This window comes from Agrobacterium sp. 22-223-1 (assembly GCF_053522385.1).
Genome location: NZ_JBNWCN010000008.1, coordinates 43,076 through 62,764, shown reverse-complemented (window position 1 = coordinate 62,764; position 19,689 = coordinate 43,076). Strand labels below are relative to the sequence as shown.

Sequence of the window (19,689 nt, the reverse complement as noted above, 5' to 3'; positions counted from 1 at the left end):
CCAGATCCTCAAAGTGCTGAAAACGTCCCCAATCCAAAAGGTGCTCGACTAGGGAGACCGTCAAAAAAATCAAATATCAAATTGTACATATTGTACACCTCCAAGATAAATAGTAGTGATAAACAAAATATTATTGCATAATTATAATTTTGTTTAACTACATAAGCGCATAATTTAATATATATCAGATTAATAATTTGCGAATTGGCTTATCTTTAAAATAAAAATTAGATAATCATAATTTTGAATTAGAACATACTTGAAATCTCCTTCAGAAGAATCGAAAGGAAATTTGTGTGGTCACGTTGAGCCAAGAAGCTGGTTCGCAAGGTTCTGAAAGCGAAAACGTCGCGACGGGTTTACACATTCGTCTGCTTGAGGAGCGCGATACGGCCCGGGTGCGTGAAATTATAAAGCAACTCCATGCTGTGACGGTGTTTCGTAGTCAGGAATTTTCAGACCGGAAACTCAATGAATATTTCAGACTCATTCTCACACGGCCTCCGCGTATGATTGCTCCGGTAGCGATATGGAATGGCAGCCCAGTCGGTGGAGCATGGGCGATTGCGGATTCCTATATGCTCAGTGACGGTCCATTGTTTGTGACCGTTCATGTTATCGCGGTTGATCTGACACTTGCGCCAACTAGGCGGGCGAAGGTCTTTTTGTCGCTGGTGGGGGCTATCCGCGGGTGGGCGGAAGCGCTGAACGCCAGCCATTCTTTCATTCATGTTATAACAGGTTCAAGCATTGTGGCGACAGATCGGCTTATGACTGCGGCGGGAGCAAGCTTTGTTGGTGGAGCGTATGTAATTTAATTTATTTGAATGAAATAACAATTCAACATTAAATACAAGATTTGGCAGGTGCAAACGGAGAGATATATTCTTGGAACAGTACGTCTTTAGAGTACTTTTTGTCTCAATTGCTGTATTTTTTTCATTAAAACTATTGATATCCGAGTTTCGGGAGATCGTATTTTATAAGAAAAATAATTGGGATTTTAGTAAAGACAGTCAAACAGATATCAAAATATACAAAGGTGAATCCTACGATTCAAGGAATGAATATTCAAATAAATCGAGAGTTATTTACGCAAAGCCCACAAGTATAATAATTTGGTTATTTTTTGTTTTTGTATTCATTTTTTGAGGATATAAAATGAGCGACGAAAGATTTGTTAGCTATAATAGGTACGGATTTTCTTTATTTGTAAGCCCTTCTACTGCATTCAATTTTTCTTATGCGGGTTTTGGATGGACAACATCTTACGCTCACGGTGAAAGAACGGTGCAGGCGACTGCTGGAAAAATTGGTATGTTATTGTTTTTTGATAATGAAGGCGCGTTCAGTGGTTTGGGTATTGGAATTAGCCGAACCCAACCATATGGAAACAGCTTTGGTACAGCTTTCCTCGGGCCAGTAGTAAATAGGGACGGTCTATTTTTAACTTTGCGTGGTACCGGTGGCGCGGAGCGTAATGTTGGAAGCAGCAATCTTCGACCGGCTGCGCTTTCTGGTTCTGCCAGTTTAAAGATCATATCTACCGATCTTGTCAACACACCTTATCTGTACGGGAGCGGATCTCCAACAAACGTTTGGTCGCCTGAACGACATACCTACTTAAATAGAACATACAATTATACCGGTGTTGAGCAGGTTGATTCTACTCGTGCGTGGAAGGGTTTTGATACCCCATCAGAGCGCTTGGCGGGTGAACGCTTGAGAGATGCCCGGCTGGCCAGCTTGGATAGGCGCCCCTCACTTTCTCTTGAAGCACGCGATGAGCGAGCAAGAGTTGCTGCGGCGGCTCAAGTGAGTAGTATCGGCCCTGCGCGCCGCGACAACCAAAACCCGGCGACCTATGGCCCGTGGATGAGCTCCTCTTCAGGCAATTTTCCCACATTGCCTGAAATCGGACCCGTCCCGATGCCGCGCCCGACTGACGTGGTCAGCACGGGTTTTCCGCGCCGCGACAATCAAAATCCGGCAACCTATGGCCCGTGGATGAACTCCTCTTCAGAGAGTTTTCCGACATTGCCGGAAATCGGACCCGTTCCGATGCCGCGCCCGACTGACGTGGTCAGCACGGGTTTTCCGCGCCGCGACAATCAAAATCCGGCAACCTATGGCCCATGGATGAACTCCTCTTCAGAGAGTTTTCCGACATTGCCGGAAATCGGACCCGTTCCGATGCCGCGCCCGACTGACGTCATCAGCGCGGGTCACACACGGCGCAACAGCCAGAACTCGTCGACCTATGGCGACCGGGGAAACTCTTCTTCGGGCTATCCTGAATTGCCTGAAATTGGACCCGTTCCGAGCCCACGCCCTGACAATTCATCGGCAGGCTCGTCCGGTAAGCCTGTCCTGCTGGATTTGGTTGGAAAAGGATTGAGCATCGACAAACTGGGCGAATCTTCTCGTTTCGTTGATTTCGACGGAGACGGCTTTCTGCGACGAACGGCCTGGGCTGGCAATGGCACCGGCGTGCTCGTTCTGGACGCGAATGGTGATGGTGTAATCACCCGGTCCAAAGAATTTATGTTTACCGAATGGGATCCATCAGCCTCGGGTGATCTGGAAGCCGTCAAGAATGTTTTCGATACCAACCGTAATGGTGTGCTCGAAGCTGGCGACAAGCGCTGGAACGAGTTCAAGGTCTCTATCAACGGTCAACTCAAATCGTTGAAGGATCTCGGCATCGCCTCCATCAATCTGACGCCAACGGGTAGCGGTCAGAGTTTTTCCGACGGTTCAGCGATTGCCGGCACGACCACTTTCACGAGGTCCGACGGCAGCACCGGCATGGTCGGCGATGCAATCCTCGCAAACGAGGAAAAAGACTATAAAATTTCGCGTTCAACCATGAAGAATTCCGACGGTACATCCAGTGAACTGATCGTCGGTTACGCCATAGACGGGAATCTCGCATTTCGTAATCTGGTTACCCGAAGCTTGGACGATTCGACCGTCACAACGAAATTCGACGATAATGGCGATGGCGTCTTCGACCGCAGCCAGAGCAAGACGATTTCCATCGAGAAATCTGGAAGTCGGATCGAAACCATCAAAAATTTTAATGCCGACAGCTCCTTGTCCAGCAGTGACAGAACCGAAAGAACCTCTGACGGACTGAAAATCACGACGACACTCGACAAGAATGGCGACGGTTCGGCGGACGAACGGCAGCTTTTCGAAAAATTTGCAGACGGCTCTTCCCGTACGACCACGCAGCAATTGCATCTGAACGGCACGGCCTCGAAAACCGTTATTATAAACGCCGCCGCCGATGGTCTGAGCAAAACCACATCCACCGATCTGACGGGCGACGGCGTCGCAGACCGCTATGTTTCGGATATCAAGACGTCAGGCAAGGCGGCGCAGGAAAGGGTCGTTACCGAGCTTGCGGGCAACGGCGCGACTCTCTCCAAAGAGACTACCACGACCACGACTGCCGCCGGCATCGTAACCACTCTTACCGACAGCGATTTCAATGGCGACGGCAAGCGCGATCGCGGCGTTGAAGAGAAAACTTTCACGAATAGTGTCGGTGAAGTCGTCACGGAGCGTGCGACTTACAGCCGCGACAAAGCATTGCTGAAGAAGGAGATTTTCCGGATCACGGCCGACGGACGCTCCAAATTCACTTCCACCGATGTCGACGGCGATGGCAAAAACGACATTTCTACCTCCGACATTATAGCTGCGGATGCTGCCGGAGTATGGGTACATACCAAGAGGGAAAGAAGCGTCGGCGGAGTGCTTCTTTCGCAGTCGGTTGTCAGAATACAGCCCGATCGCAAAAACATGACGGAGACATTCGATAAAAATGGCGATGATGCCGTTGATACAAGTGTGGTTATGACGACCGGGCCCGACGGGGCAACCACCACGACGGAAACACGCTTCAATACCGATCGCTCGGTCGTTTCCCGTTCATCGACTGTCACGTCATCGAATGGTAATTCGACGACGGTCACGAATGACGGCAATGGCGATGGCGTGGTCGATAGTAAAATTGTCACCACGAGAACCACGGCGCCTGACAAGAGTTCCACCGTGACGATCCAGACCCTGGCGGGGAACGATAAGCTTGTCTCGCAAACGATATCGAAGATAAGCCCCGATGCGACGAGCCGGAGCTTTTCCGAAGATCTCGATGGCGATGGAGTTGCCGATCGCCAGACGGTCGATAACGTCGTACTCAATAGCGACGGCAGTCGTCAGAAAACGGTCACGGTCAAAAGTCGCAATTCCACGCTTCTTAAGCGCACGACGACCGATATTTCCGCCGACCGCCGAACAACTGTCGTCACGGTCGATTCCAATGGCGATGGCATTGCCGATCAAACAACAAAAGAAAGCACTCTTGCCGATGGCCAAACGGTCATCGAGGAGAAACTCTTCACGCGAAGCGGCCAAGCCTACAAATCGTCCACGAAAACTGTGAGCGCCAACGGTTTAAAAACCACCGTCGCCACCGACACCAACGGCAACGGCGTGATTGATTTCACAACCGTCACCGAGACCCTCGTCAATGACGATGGCAGCCGAACCGAGACGACCAAAAATGTCAACATCAATCTGAGAACCTTCTCCAGCTCCACGAAGATAACCAGCGGCGACGGGCTCGCCAGCACCGCCGAACAGGACCTGAACGGGAGTGGCAAGGCGGGGAATGGTCGTGTCGTGCAATCCACCACTTACGATGCAAATGGGTCGATAACGAAATCTGAGTCCAGCTATAGCGGCAAAACGCTGATCAGCAGGACAGAGACCGTGACAAGCGGCAACGGCCTGGGCACCGTGATTTCGCGTGATCTCGACGGCGACGGCGATCTGGACCGGGTTCTTACCACTCTGCGGGTCATCAACGCGGACGGCTCGACCTTAGATCAGGAACTTGTCAAATCCGGCAATGGAAAACTGCTCTCAAAAACGATGACGACTGTCAGCGGTGACCAGAAAAGTCGGCGAACGGACTCAGATACGAATGGTGACGGCATCATCGATCGTCGTATGATAACGTCCGTCCGTGCGGACGGCGTCGAAAACCAGACGATCGAAACGCTGTCCCGCACCGGAACAGTTTCCAGCCGCCACGTAACCGAAGTGTCGGCCAATGGCTTTTCAACATCCTGGCGCACCGATCTTGAGGGTGACGGGACCTTCGACGTCACCGGCGCTGATATCAATACGATTTCAGCAGATGGCAGCCGGACGACAACGGTTTCCCGGACCCGCCGCGACGATGGTCAGTCGCTTAAGGAAACCACTTTCACCAGCGCGGACGGTTTGACAAAGCGTGTCTCATGGTACGAAGGCTCTTCCGTAAAAAAGGTCCAGCTCGATGTGACAGTGCTTGAAAGTGACGGCGGCACGACGCAAACGACCACGATAACGAAAGCCGATGGTACCCTTGCGAGCCGTGAGGTCCGGACGGAATCGCAACATGGGCTTGTTTCGACACTTTCGCGCGACACCGATGGCGACGGCAAGATCGATCAGGAAATTACAAGATCGGTGCGAATCGACGGCAGCATCGAACAAAAATTCAAAGACTTTGCCGCAGACGGCAAGACAATCGCAACGAAGACGATAAACAGCCGCCTGGATGGTGTCGCGCGTGAAATCGTTGAATACGATTTCAACGGCGATGGTGTTTTGGACAAAAAAATCCAATCCGAAACCATCATCGGAAGCGAGGGTGAAAAAGGCATATGGTCGTTTGACTACGTCATGACTAAAAGCGGTTGGAAGCTCACCAACAGGTGGTTATCCATTGAAAACGCGGATGGTCTCCACACTCTGAAAGACTTCGACACCGGCGGGGATCTCTCCAAGGACTATCATACGGTCGATTGGACACGGTTCGAAGAAAATGGCGAAAGGTTCCGAACTCTGGACGCCCGCCGCAATGATGTATTGGAGAGCAGGCGCGTTGTCGCAACCAGCGCGAACGAGTTGACGACCATCACATTGAAGGACATGACGGGGGCCGGAAAGTTTGTGCGGACGTCCACGGATGTTACCGTTCATACTCCTGACGGAATGCTGCAACGAACGGTTCTCAACGTCAGACCTGACGGAACCGAATTGTCGCACTTAACGACGACCACAACGGCAGACGGTCTAACAACGGAAACAATTGAACGACGGGCCGGTCTCGCCACCCGCAAGACCCGCTCAACGACCACTCTCATGGCCGATGGCTCCACTACCGATGAGATTGCGCAATTTAGTATCGATAACCAACTGCTCAGTAAAATCTTAACTATAACACGCGCCGATAAACGAAGAAAAATAACATCTATCGACGCCGATGGCGACGGCGTCATCGACCAGAAGCGAGGAGAAATACTGGAGCCGTGGGGAGAGAAAATCTCGGACACGACGAATTTTGGAGACAAGGGCGCCGTTCTTCAACGTATCATTTCGGTGACTGCGGCGGATGGCCTTTCCTCATTCATGACATGGGACTTGAATGGTGACGGGGTCCTCGACCAGAAACGAATCGAGATAAACAAGCTGAATGCCGACGGCAGCCGCTTCGTCACCCGGACCGACACCGATCTCATCAAAAAGAAAACAAAATCCGTTTCCACCGACGCTACGAGAGCGGATGGAAAACTTCGTACGATCTCAAAGGATCTCGATGGCGACGGTGTTTTTGACCAGATCGAGACCGTAGAGACGACGATAACGGGCCAGACAAAATCAAAAATCATCAGTAACGTTACAGCCCGCGACATCAAATACCTGCCGCCCGGTGAAGTCACCTGGAAAAATGCCATTGCGCATTTCGTGGAAAGCGAAAACTCTGTCGACGGTGATATGCGGACCTCGCGTTATGACTATGATGGGGACGGCAAGTTCGAGACGGAGATGATCTCTCGCTCAAACATCGACGGCTCCGTAAATACCGATATTGTGGAAACGACCGCAGGTGGTTCCGTTGTCGCGAAGGGATCGATATTCGCTGCGGCTGACGGTCGTACGACCATCCTTACCAAGGACATGGATAGCGATGGCGATATCGACGAGCGGCAGACCTCCGTCACCAGAGACGACGACTCGATTTTTCTCCGAAGAGAGACGCTGCGACAGGACGGAACCGCGTCGGCTTCGGTTTTGGACGAAGTGGACTTAGTTGGAACATTGACCTCGCGCACAACATTCGACGATCTTGGGCGCAGAACTCAACAATTAACGACGGAATTTGATGGCGGCTCTCGAATAACGACCTTCGATGCCATGTCTGGCGGTTTAACAAACGTCAGCAACGTATCCTCGACGGGCGTTTTAGTATCCGCGACCTTGTACGATTACGCGAACAGCAAAGAATGGATCCGGATCGAGCAGACATTTGATGTAAAGGGCCACAAAACCAGGGAGAAACGGTTTCTCGACAACGGGACCTCGGTTACGATTTCCTTTGTCTATGAATTTGATGGTGCGGGGCGGAAAACTATCGAGAAGCAGTTCCTCGACAACGGGACTTCGATCATTACTTTTTTTGTCCCTGAAACGGGCGCGCAGATGAAGTCCGAATATTTCGATGCGTCCGGTGTGAAAACAGGATCGATCGAATACGACTTCCTCAACAATCAGCCGTGGCGCGAAATGCAACTTTCTTACAATGCGAGCGGCCAGGTGTTGACCCAAATTGAATTTAGGGACGACGGTGTCAGGATCGAATACGCTTACGATCCAGCAAACGCGCAAAGTTGGTCGAGGCGTAGTAGCCAATTTGACAGTTCAGGCCGCCATTCTTCCTCCTATCAACTCAACGACGACGGTACGGCGAACGCAACGACACTGGATGCGGCGAATACACAGCCGTGGTCGAAGATTGAAACGACACGTGACGCCTCCGACAGAGAGATTTTTACAATCGAATATGTCGATGATGGGCATCGCAACGAATACGCCTACGATCCATCCAACACCCAGCCGTGGCAGCGCTATATCGCTAAATTCGACAGCGCCGGACGCCACTACGACACCTATCGTTTAAATGACGACGGCACCGTGAACATCCTCATGCTGGACGCGTCGAATGCCAAGCCGTGGTCGAAGATTGAAACGACACGTGACGCCTCCGACAGGGAGACTTTTACGGTCGAGTATGTCGATGATGGGCATCGCAACGAATATTCCTACGATCCATCCAACACCCAGCCATGGCAGAGCTACATCAATAAATTCGACAGCGCCGGGCGTCATTATTATGCTCGTCAGTTGAATGACAACGGTACGGCAAACGCAATGACGCTGGACCCGTCAAATGTGCAGCCATGGTGGAAGGTTGAGCAGGTATTTGACACCGCAGGACGCCAAACGCTTCAAGTTGAATATCTTGACAATGGAAACAGGACCGAAATCACTTTCGATCCGTCAAATAGCCAACCATGGCAGTACTACACCAATCTTTTTGACAGTTCGGGCCGCCATTATCATGGACAACAACTGAATGACGATGGAAGTTTGTTTGTTTTAGATTTCGACGTGAACAATACCCAGCATTGGTGGCGCCACGAGCGAGTGCAGGACGCAGCAGGCAGAACAAACTTAATAGTAACCTTTAACGACGATGGCACCCGGACTCACTATATTTATGATGCCGCAGAAAATCATGGATGGAGCCGGATTGAGCAGCGCTATACATCGTCCGGAACAATATCGTTCCAGATACAGTTCAATGAAGATACGACGTGGGATGAAACCGTATTTGATGTAGATGGCCGAATGGGCGATATTTACTCATACACTCAACGCATGACGCCGAGAGCGATGGGTGTCTATGCACGGTATGACTATGATGATGGCAGCTACTCAGTAGTACACCAGTACCAAACGATCTACTATGATCGCTTCGGGAACATGACCGGATGGGAGAATAATAATTCTGGGGGATTTCACGAAAGTGACCAAGACATGAGCCCAGTTGTTATTGATTTAAATGATGACGGCCACATTGATCTAAAGCCGCTTGATACATCCAGTGCAATTGCTGTAAATAATCAATCTTTGTACGACTGGAATAGTGATGGTGCATGGGACGCAACTGCTTGGGTTGGCCCCCAAGATGGTTTCCTTGCGATTAATCTCGGTATCAATGGGGCTTCCGGCTCAGACGGTGTAATCAATCAAGCCAAAGAACTCGCTTTCACGTTATGGCCAACTGAAGAACAGGGTTCGACTAACTCCGACTTGGAAGCCCTCCGGTTTGTCTTCGACACAAACAACGACGGTTTGCTGAGTGCCGAAGACGCCCGCTGGAGCGAGTTCCGGGTCTGGCAGGATATCAACCAGAATGGGCTCAGCGAGGCCGGCGAACTTTCGACGTTGGATCAACTCGGCATCAAATATATCAACCTGATACCCACGCCCGATGGCGCCCGGGAATTTATGGATGGTTCGGCCATAACCGGAACGAGCTTTCTCGAAAAGGTCGACGGTAAAACGCAGCTCGTCGGCGACGTCAGGTTGGCCTATCAACCATCTCCGGCGTTTGCCTGATCATTTTCTATACTGACATAAGGGCATTTCCGGCCGGAGCGGATTTCGGAAATGCCCACCTCTTCGTTTTTCACGCATTTGAACGCAAACCGCGGCACCATTTTTCTGGAATGCCTCCTGCGCATTTTGCAGACCGGGCAAATCCCACCATAATTCGATCGATCATGGATATAGGCATACCAAATTCATCCTCTCCCACATCCGGGCCCGATTCCGGACTCGCGTCTCTGGCTGCGGTTGCCGCATTTTTCAGGATATCCTGCAATCCGGCAGAGCTGTCGCGGGAACTGGCTCTCACCACGGCCGCGACTCGCGATGATATTCTGAGAGCCGCCAAACGTGTGGGCCTTAAGGCAAAGCCCATTCGCGAAGCGCGCTTTTCTATCGGGAAAGTGATCCCGACACCCTGCATCGCGATCCTTACCGATGGAGGTTTCGCCGTTTTTGCAGGCAAAACGGAGGAGAATAGCTATCGGCTTGTCAATCCCGTCAGCTTTATCAGCCGCTCAGTTGCTCTTGAGGAACTGCTGTCGCTGACATCCGGCAACTTCATCCTTCTTCAGCGGGGATTTTCCGATGTTTCCGCATTCCAGCGGCGCTTCGGTTTTGCCTGGTTCCTCCCGTCGCTTTGGCGCTATAGGAGCGCGCTTGCTCACGTCTTTCTCGCTTCGCTTTTCCTGCAACTCTTCGCCCTCGTCTCGCCGCTGTTTTTTCAGGTCGTCGTCGACAAGGTGCTGGCGCACCGAAGCTACTCGACATTGACCGTTCTCATCGTCGGCCTCGTCGCTATCGGCCTGTTCGACGTCGTGCTGCAATATCTGCGTACTTACGCACTCACACACACGACCAACCGGATTGATGTTGAGCTCGGACGCCGGCTTGTCCGGCATTTGCTGAATCTACCACTGAATTATTTTGAAACACGAGCTGCCGGCCAGACTGTCGCCCGTGTGCGCGAACTTGAAACGATCCGGAATTTCCTGACGGGACAGGCGCTGTTTTCGGTCCTGGATCTCATCTTCACCGTCGTTTTCATCGCGGTGCTGTTCGCCTATTCTACGGTACTCGCCTGGATCGTCGTCGCCTCGATCCCGTTTTTCGTCCTGATCGGATTTATCATCCGCCCTTCCCTTAAACATCGCGTCGATGAAAAATTCGACCGAGGTGCTCTCAGCCAGCAATTGCTCGTCGAATCCATTATCGGCATGCAGACCCTGAAAGCAGCGGCAGTCGAACCCGTCGTGGCCGCACAATGGGAAGAGCGGCTGGCGGCCTATGTGCAATCGTCTTTTGCTGCGACGATGCTGGCAACCAAGGGCCAGACGGCCATTCAATATGTCAACAAGATCACCTCCGCCACCCTGCTTTTATTCGGCGCACAGGCCGTCATTGACAATGAACTGACCGTGGGCGGGCTCGTGGCCTTCAACATGATCGCCGGTCAGGTGTTTCAGCCGGTTCTGCGCCTGTCGCAGCTTTGGCAGGACTTTCAGCAGGTTCAGGTCTCCATTGATCGCCTGTCGGATGTTTTGAATGCACCAGAGGAACCGAAGCCGACGATCCCCATCAGTCTGCCGGCTCCGAAGGGAGCCATCTCGTTTAAAGCCGTGAATTTCCGCTACTCCAGTGATAGCCCCGAGATCCTCAAGAACATTTCGCTGTCCGTGCGTCCGGGCGAAGTGATCGGCATCGTCGGCCCTTCGGGATCGGGAAAGTCGACGCTCACAAAACTTCTGCAGCGCTTTTATCTACCTTCCAGCGGCCAGGTCATGGTCGACGGGCAGGATATTTCCCATGTCAATCCAGCCTGGCTTCGCTCCAATATTGGCGTCGTACTTCAGGAAAATATGCTGTTCAATCGCACCATCCACGAAAACATCAGTATCGCCAATCCCGCCATGTCGCGTGCGGCCGTCATCAATCTTGCCCGCCTTTCCGGAGCCGATGAGTTCGTTGCCAAACTTCCCAAGGGTTATGACACCGTCATTGAGGAGCGGGGCGCAAATCTCTCCGGCGGACAGCGGCAAAGGCTGGCAATCGCACGTGCGTTGTCCGTTAATCCACCCATCCTCATTCTGGATGAGGCAACCAGCGCTCTCGACTATGAGAGCGAACGACTTGTCCTTACCAACATGCGCCACATCGTGCAGGGCCGCACGGTGTTGATCATTGCGCATCGGCTTGCAACCATTCGAAACTGTAACCGCATCATCGGCATGGCTGATGGCAGGATTGTTGAAGAGGGTAGCCACGATGATTTGCTTGCACGTGACAGCGGCCTCTACAAACATCTTTGGGACTTGCAGATGGGGTCAAACCAATGAGGGAAAAGGCGCGGCCTGCCACTGCAAAAACAGTCAGGATAAAGGTCAGTGCAGATTACAGCGACTTTCTTCCCGCTGCCCTTGAAATTATCGAAAAACCCGCCTCCCCGATCCGCTATGTGCTCATCTGGTTCATTTGCGTCGTCGCGACTTCCGCACTTGCCTGGAGCTTTGTCGGCAGGATCGACGTTGTTGCAACCGCGCAGGGAAAAGTGCAGCCTTCAGGTCGGGTAAAGATCGTCCAGTCAACGCTGTCCGGACGCGTGGTGTCGGCTCCCTTTGTAAATGGCGCAGAGGTGAGGATTGGCGATCTGCTGGTGAAGATTGACGATGTGGAAGTCAAGGCGGAAGAAGCGCGCTTGCGAATGACACTTCAGTCCCTGCAAGCGGAACACGTCCGGCGGACGGGGGAACTCGCCACCGTCGAGGCACACGACTGGAATGCAGGACCTGACATCGTCACCAATGTCGCGCCAAGATTTGCGGAGAACACCCCACCCAATGTTCGCGATCGTGAAACGGCGATCCTGAAGGCGAACCTGTTGCAGCTCAAGGAGACGATGGGCAATCTCGCTGCACAGGCGCGGGTACAATCGGCATCGATCGGTCGCCTGGACGCAATGGCACGCGCGCAGACAAACCTGATAGCAACACTAACCCAACGTGTTTCAATGCAATCAGGCCTCGTTGAGCGAGCGGCTGGCAGGAGATCGGATGTCCTGGATGCCACACAGGCCTTGCAGGAAGAAGAAGCGACCTTCTCGGCCTATAGCGGGCAGCTTGCTGAAGCCCATGCAAGTCTCAATGTCGCTGAAACCGAAAAGAACAAGGTACTTTCTACTTTCATTGCCGACAACATTCAGAAAATGGGTGATCTCGCCCGGCAGATGGATGAAACGCAGCAGGAACTGGTGAAGGCGGAAAAACGTCTCGCCGCGACTGCAATATATGCCCCTTCCGACGGCATGGTCCAGGCATCCTCGATCACCACGACGGGGCAGGTAGTTTCCGCGGAGACAGAAATCATGCGCATCATCCCCTCAAATTTGCCCCTGGAAATCGAGGTGTTTTTTGCAAACCAGGATGTCGGCTTCGTGCAACCCGAGCAAACGGCCGTCATCAAGGTCGAAACATTTCCATTCACCCGTTATGGCGTCCTGACAGGACGAGTTAAATCGGTAGCCAAGGACGCCATACCAAATCCCGATGCTCAAGCCATGGAAGAACAGGCCGCTCCGCGATTCAGGAGCGTCGTTCCGGGCGGGAACGTGCAAAGGCTGCAAAACCTAGTTTACCCAGCAACGATTACTCTCGATGTCACTGAGATAAAAGTTGGCGGCATGATGCGTCCACTTTCGCCCGGCATGGCCGTCTCCGTTGAAATCAAGACCGGTAAACGAAGGATCATCGACTATTTCTGGTCACCGGTTGCTCAGATTGCATCGGAAATGTTGCAGGAAAGATGACGTCAAAGCACGTCGATTATCTCTCATGAAGAAGTTTTATTTGTAGTTCAGGACAACGGCGCAATAACGTCGAAAAGGGCTTTTTTCACAGAAGAGGCAATTTCTTAAAAAAGAAGAGCTTGGCTACTTTGCATCAAGGCGTAAGGAAAGTCGTGGTAATTTTGCCTAAAAAATAGGCTATCTCTGTTTTCATTCCCGGCAAATAAGCACCACAGCGCACCCCACTGGCGCACCAGTTACCCCCGGGGCTTTGCACCTGTTAATTCTGGATTTTGTGTTTTATGTCGAGGGTTTAGCAACCACATCGAATGCAAAAAGGGCTCCGCGTTGTTTCGGAGCCCTTTGACAGTCTTGAAGATATTGGTTGTGGGGGCCTGATTCTATGGAGACTTGCAAATTCAGCTAGTTAATAAGCGCATCTGCGGAAATCATTTCCACTTGGTCCATTGTGCCCCAACTCGGACATCCACCTCAAGTGACGAACTGACCGATTTGGTGCCAGTTTACCCGCGCACGAGATTTCCCCTTTGCTAAGTCTATCCTTTCACTGTTAACGGGCGAGCAACTGGATCATCACTGAAATGAAGGATTATGTGATCGTTTTCCTCGTCCAGATTCCTTGGCGCCAATTCCGCACCTGAGATTGTCAGGCCCTTGTCGAGCCAATTGGCGAGGAAATTTTTTTCACCATTTCTTTCACCGAGGAAGTACCGAAACTGTGCCTCGGTGATGCGTCCCGCCATAAGATCCAAGAACATCCGTGCAGGAATTCTCACGCTTTCCTGTCGCCCGCTATTCGGATCATTCCTATCTCGAAGTTTACTCTCCATGCTTAGCCCCAGATACCATCCCATTGCCTTCGGTGAAAAACAGCCCTGACGGAATAACGACCTAGCCTGATATCCAGCGAAACGTGGAAGTGGCAAGGCCTCAAGGATTTTCACAAGCGCCACACACGCATTTTCGCCGGTCTCGGTATAGAAGCCCCGAGCCACCCATTTTCGTTCGCTACTCCCCATTCGCAGCTCCGTTCTCGGACTCAGTGCAACGACGCCGTCAATCTTCCGGCTGTGTAATTGGACAAAGCGGTGAATGATCTGCCGCGCAGAAAAATTTCGTCCTCCCGGATCATTTTCCCCGATCTTACCCACGCGGTTCAAAAGGGTTGATCCAACATCAGCGACGACGATAACGCGGACTGTTCCTGTTGTCGCCGCGCGGAGTTGATCTGCCTTTCGGCGAAGAAGCGCGAAAAGCGGGTTCTCTTCGAGCGAATAAGCCTGGGGCGGCAAGGATGTCCAGATGTTATGGTATCGGATCTGGCGATAGCTTTTCCATTCCACCTCCACCCAAAGCCCTGGCTCACTTAGAGTGATTTTCTCTGACTTAAATCGATCTTCGCGTACCCATTCCCTCAACCTCTTCCCCAGCTCTTCACTCAACTGAAAATCAGAAGGAGCCAGAACCTGTCGAAAGCTTCGTCCCTCGAGGCGTTTTGTGGTCTCGCCGAAACGAAAATAGAAGTGATGGCCTGCTCCCTTCGACAGCCGGTTGCAGAACTCAGCAATGGAAAGAGCAACGCGATCCATCGCCTCTTCTGGCGAAATCGAATTATCCGTGGCCGCCGCGATTTCAACAGCAACCTGCGTGCCCAACACAATGGTCTCGGAGACAGCATCCGGCCGCCGGTTGTCACCCCACCACTCCGGCTCGATGACGATGTCGCCGGTGTTCGAAATCGCCCACAATATCGCCAATTCCATTTCGCCTGGCAGCGCCTGATCGACTTTCTTCGATTCGAGCCTCTGAACGAGATCGCGGGCTTTTTCTTGATCGAGATAAGCCGAAAGATCATCAAGCATCTGCTGGAGACGCCGCCGAGAGAATACAGGCATCAAGAGAACCCTTGAAATAAGTAACGCTTGTGGCCATGCAACTCCGCCTATTAGGCATCGACGACCTTTTTATTCGTAAATGATTGGAAAAAGCTTGCCCCTTGCGACTTACAACCTGACACGTGCATCTGCCAGTATCAATGATGGCAGGGAGGCCTTCAACCGAATGTGCCAGGGCAGCAGATCGTGAGGGCTGCTCGGTCCATGTCGAACTGGAACTCGGAGCGGAGCTGGTTTTCTCCAAGTTGACTGCCTTACGGCCTGCGGTGTCGGAGACAGTGAGAGCGGTCCCGTTCGATCATTACAAGATATCTGTCTTTGATCCGTCAGGCATGCTGATCCAGTTCGAGGAGCATTCGCTTCTTCTCCGTATCGGTCTCAACATGTCTGCGATGGGACCAACGCTCGCTATCAACGACCCGTTGACTCGCTCGGCGCAGGGACTCGGATCGGAATTGCAAGACCGCGCATCTAAAGTTCGGACGCGATCCACGAACCGATCGATGATCGGCGCGGAAAACGATACGGCCTTCGAGATCCACCGAACCACCATGCGGGCGCTTACGCATAGGCTAGTGCCCCCATCAGGCAGCGACCGCTGGTTTCAACGAGGCATTTCAGAGGAAGTCGGCGTCATCGCTCACTTCAATAGTTTGCTGGATGGCGCGCGCGTTAGCGCCGGCACGATCGTCGATCCTTACTTCGGGATCGATACGCTGAAGCGGGCCATTTTACGGCTCGAGAGTCTGGACATCAATCTGACCGTCGTCACAAGTCTGCTCACATCCGACCCGGAAACAAACGAACCAAATCCAGACCTGCTCAATGAACTGCAAACGGTGCTGCGAGACCTTCGAAGCGACGGCATTCCCAATGCCGCCCGTCGACTAACGGTCCTCAACCTGGTCGATGGACCGCGACAGGCATTCCATGACCGTTATCTTCTGCTTACGCCTCACGAGGGCGAACGTGAGGTCTATCTACTTTCCAACAGCCTGAACCGTATGGCAGGCAAATGGCCGTTCTGCATATCGAGGCTGGAGGGGGCTGCGGCGCGTGACGCAGCGCTCTACATCGATGGACTTACCAAAGGGCGGGACATTTCCGGGTCAACCCATGACGGACGATAGAGCCGATCCAAAGCTCGCGCCCGGTGTCCTCAGAGCCGTCGCTTGGCTGATGGGACGCGAAGGCACGGGAGACGCCAACCATCTACAGCGAGCTTATGTTACAGGACTGCTGCGAAAAGGCGGAGGGCTCTGGAAGAGCGATGGCTCGGTTCTGACGCGCCTTGTCAGGTATCGTGTGCGTTCGGGCAAATTGCCAGAGCATGGCGCTGTTCTGATCGGTATCGGCGAGATGATTGCGTGCAGCCATTCGAATGAGGATGAGATCGAGAGCATCTTGGGTCGGTTGTTTCGGCGCGCTTATCCGGAAACGACCCGACTGCGCTTCCTTCGGCAAGCGCTCGATGCCGTCAGTCCGAAGAAAACTGTACCGCAATCATCGTCGTCAACTGTCTACGAGAAGGATGGCCGGTATGGGGCCGCGAGGAGAATGTCCACTCCTGTCCCATGAGCCATCGAAGCGGACATCATCCTTCGAAAAGAACGACCTGCCTGCTTGCGAGACGGTCATTGTGCAAAGGCAACAACAACCTTCCCCTTGGCGCGCCCGGTTTCGACATAAGCCAAGGCGTCAGCCGTCTGCGCAAAAGGGAACACCTTGTCGACGACCGGACGGATGGCGCCGGCGTCGATCAGCTTGGCGATCTCGCTCAATTGCTGCCCTTGCGCGCGCATGAACAGGAAGGAGTAGTCGACGCTGCGGCTCTTTGCCTTTTTCAGAATGCCCCGGCTCAGCATCCGCATAACGAACCGCAAGAACAGGTTCAGTTTCAGGGATTTGGCGAAGGGAACGTCCGGGGGTCCAGAGATCGAAATCAGCTTCCCGCCGGGCTTCAGCACATTCACCGACTTTTCCAGCGTCTTGGCATCCTGGCTGTTCAGCACCAGATCGTAACCGGACAGCAACTGCTCGAAATCCTGCGTCTTGTAGTCGATGACCACATCCGCACCGAGGCTTTTGACAAGCTCGGCATTGGCGGCACTGGTGGTGGTTGCCACGGTGGCGCCAAGATGTTTTGCAAGCTGGATGGCAAACGTGCCGACACCGCCGGAACCGGCCTGAATGAAGACCTTCTGGCCTGGCTTGACCTTGCCCACTTCGACCAGCGCCTGCCAGGCGGTCAGTCCGACCAGCGGGATCGAGGCGGCTTCCTCCATGGAGAGGCTTGTCGGTTTCAGCGCGAGGTCTGCGGCATCGACCGCAATCAACTCTGCAAAGGTGCCTGCCCTGAGATCGCGCGGACGGGCGTAGACCTCGTCGCCCGCCTTGAACTGCCGCACATTGGCGCCGACGTGCAAGACCGTTCCGGCCAGATCGTGACCGAGAATGAAGGGTGGACGATAGGGCAGGAACAGCTTGAACTCGCCATCGCGCACCTTGGAATCCAGAAGGTTGATCGCTGTGGCCTCAATGCGAACCAGCACATCATTGGCACCGATCTGAGGTTCGGGCATGTCGGCCAGACGAAGCGCGCCCTTCTTCTTGTATTTGTCGACGACGAAGGCTTTCACGGGTTTTCTCCAGTGTGAAACGAGTGTCAGGTCAGGCAGCCAGGAAAGCCAGGGCTTTCGGTACGAACTGGGCATGGTATTGGAATATCCCGCCATGGCTGGCATCCTCGTATATCACGAGTTTGGCGTTGGGGATGCGCCGCGCCATATCGCGGCTGTTGGATGTTGGCACCATGATGTCATTGTCCCCGTTGGCCACGAGAACGGGAATGTGGATGCGTCCCAGATCCTGCGGTGTCTGACGGCCCCAGGTCTTGATGGCGCTAAGCTGGCGCAGGAATGCGCGTGGTGTCGGCTCCTCGTCGCGATCGATCTGGCGCTCTTTGAGGCGTGCCAGAAAGTCCTTCGCTGCCCGGCGGCCATTGGTTGACGACGTGAAGAACAGGTAGGTCTTGGGGTCCTGCAAGGTCAGCATGCCCTTGATGATCAAAGGCCAGGAGACGGCTCCGACCCTTGCAATACCCGTTCCGCCGGCAGGTCCCGTGCCGGTGAGGATCAGCTTGCGCACCAGGTCGGGCGCTTTCAGCACAATATCCTGAGCGACGAAGCCGCCAAGTGAGAAGCCCATGAGGTCAACCGTGGCGAAGCCCAGCTCACTGATGACGGCGATGACATCGCGGGCCATTTCATCGATCGTGACTGGCGCCGTTCCGCTGGAAAGGCCGATCCCCTGATAGTCCAGCGCAATGATATGGTGAGAGACAGCAAGCCCATCGACAATGCGCGGGTCGAAATTATCCAGCACGGCGCCCCAGTGATTGAGAAGAACCAGCGGAACGCCGCCGCGCGGGCCAAGCTCGCGATAGGCAAAGCGGATGTTGCCTGCCATGATGAAGCGGTTGGGAGCATCGCGGTAGCGATATGTCGATGCAGTCTTGATCGATGCGTAGGTCATGAAGGCTCTGCCTTGCCCGCACGCGGGCCGGTACGTGAATGGATAATCTCAGGCGATGTTGAACTGCTTGCGCAGGATGCGATCGAACAGCGCACGCGGCAGGAAACGCCGGGCAAACGAGGTCTGTCGGGCAGCCTTGCCAGAGGGGTAGCGCAGCCGCGGCTTCCGGGCCTGCGCTGCCGCAAGGATGGTCGCTGCGACATCCTCCGCCGTGTCGCCAGCCGCCATCGCTGCATTGAACGCGGCCTGGTAGCGGGCGAATACCTCGCGATAGGAGGCAACCGGGCGGTCGCCCTGCGGTGAGTTGGCTTCGATGGAGGTCTTCGTCGCCCATGGCTCGATGACGGCGACCCGGATACCGAACGGTCGCGCCTCATGGTCCAGGGATTCGGAATAGCCCTCGATTGCGTGTTTGCTTGCCGTGTAATACGCGCCGAAGGGACCAGGAATAAGCCCAACGACCGAACCGATGTTCAGAATCCGTCCAGCACCCTGCTGACGCATGATCGGAAGGACTGCGTTCGTCACCCGCACGACGCCCAGAAAGTTGGTGTCGAACAGCGCGCGAACCTGCTCGATCGAACTTTCCTCCGCGGCCCCGGATACGGCGTAGCCGGCATTGTTGACGAGTAGGTCGATGCGGCCGAGTTCCACATGTGCCAGAGCCACGGCGGCGGCAACGGAAGCGTCCGAGGTCACGTCGCAAGCGATCATTCTGATGCCATCGCGGATCTCGCCGGGTGCCGCCTTGCGGCTTGTGCCGATCACCCGGTAGCCCGCGCGGCTAAGCGCCAATGCCGCCGCCTTGCCGATACCGCTGGAGGCGCCGGTCACGAATGCAGTCTTCTGTTCTTTTGATGCAACGGTCGCCATAGCGTTCTTCTCGATCTGGCGCGCGACATCCGGCCGCGCTGCTTTTGATTGTCAGGGATTGGTGATGATGAT

Annotated in this window: 9 protein-coding genes; 5 read left to right on the top strand and 4 right to left on the bottom strand. The window is 53.7% G+C overall.

From position 1 onward, the window contains the following. Positions 1–296: 296 nt before the first annotated feature. From ACQZ60_RS24340 to ACQZ60_RS24325, 4 genes are all read left to right on the top strand, one after another. Positions 297–818: a GNAT family N-acetyltransferase gene (locus tag ACQZ60_RS24340; RefSeq protein ID WP_448736300.1), complete on the top strand. Its 522-nt coding sequence runs from the start codon at positions 297–299 to the stop codon at positions 816–818. Between the two features lie 343 nt (positions 819–1,161). After that, positions 1,162–9,525: a hypothetical protein gene (locus ACQZ60_RS24335; protein WP_448736299.1), complete on the top strand. Its 8,364-nt coding sequence runs from the start codon at positions 1,162–1,164 to the stop codon at positions 9,523–9,525. A gap of 164 nt (positions 9,526–9,689) precedes the next feature. Then, positions 9,690–11,849 (top strand): type I secretion system permease/ATPase, encoded by a 2,160-nt coding sequence (locus tag ACQZ60_RS24330; protein WP_448736298.1) that lies wholly within the window; start codon positions 9,690–9,692, stop codon positions 11,847–11,849. Beyond that, positions 11,846–13,315, top strand: a complete 1,470-nt coding sequence (locus ACQZ60_RS24325) for an HlyD family type I secretion periplasmic adaptor subunit (RefSeq protein ID WP_448736297.1) — start codon at positions 11,846–11,848, stop codon at positions 13,313–13,315. The genes ACQZ60_RS24330 and ACQZ60_RS24325 overlap by 4 nt, the downstream gene beginning before the upstream one ends. A gap of 536 nt (positions 13,316–13,851) precedes the next feature. On the opposite strand, the gene ACQZ60_RS24320 is transcribed toward ACQZ60_RS24325, so the two are convergent. Next, positions 13,852–15,177: a hypothetical protein gene (locus tag ACQZ60_RS24320; RefSeq protein ID WP_174070269.1), complete on the bottom strand. Its 1,326-nt coding sequence runs from the start codon at positions 15,175–15,177 to the stop codon at positions 13,852–13,854. Between the two features lie 173 nt (positions 15,178–15,350). On the opposite strand from ACQZ60_RS24320, the gene ACQZ60_RS24315 reads away from it, so the two are divergent. Beyond that, positions 15,351–16,340: a VPA1262 family N-terminal domain-containing protein gene (locus tag ACQZ60_RS24315; RefSeq protein ID WP_348603700.1), complete on the top strand. Its 990-nt coding sequence runs from the start codon at positions 15,351–15,353 to the stop codon at positions 16,338–16,340. Between the two features lie 504 nt (positions 16,341–16,844). Here the strand turns inward: ACQZ60_RS24315 and ACQZ60_RS24310 are convergent. From ACQZ60_RS24310 to ACQZ60_RS24300, 3 genes are all read right to left on the bottom strand, one after another. Next, a complete protein-coding gene (locus ACQZ60_RS24310; RefSeq protein WP_448736296.1) occupies positions 16,845–17,849 on the bottom strand; it encodes an NADP-dependent oxidoreductase in 1,005 nt (334 codons plus the stop codon). A 31-nt stretch (positions 17,850–17,880) separates the two neighbouring features. Continuing rightward, the gene (locus tag ACQZ60_RS24305; protein ID WP_423742910.1) at positions 17,881–18,678 is read right to left on the bottom strand and encodes an alpha/beta fold hydrolase; all 798 of its coding nucleotides are present in this window, start codon (positions 18,676–18,678) and stop codon (positions 17,881–17,883) included. A gap of 114 nt (positions 18,679–18,792) precedes the next feature. Further along, entirely contained in the window at positions 18,793–19,617 is an 825-nt protein-coding gene (locus ACQZ60_RS24300; RefSeq protein WP_448736295.1) for an oxidoreductase, read from the bottom strand. Between the last annotated feature and the right edge of the window lie 72 nt (positions 19,618–19,689).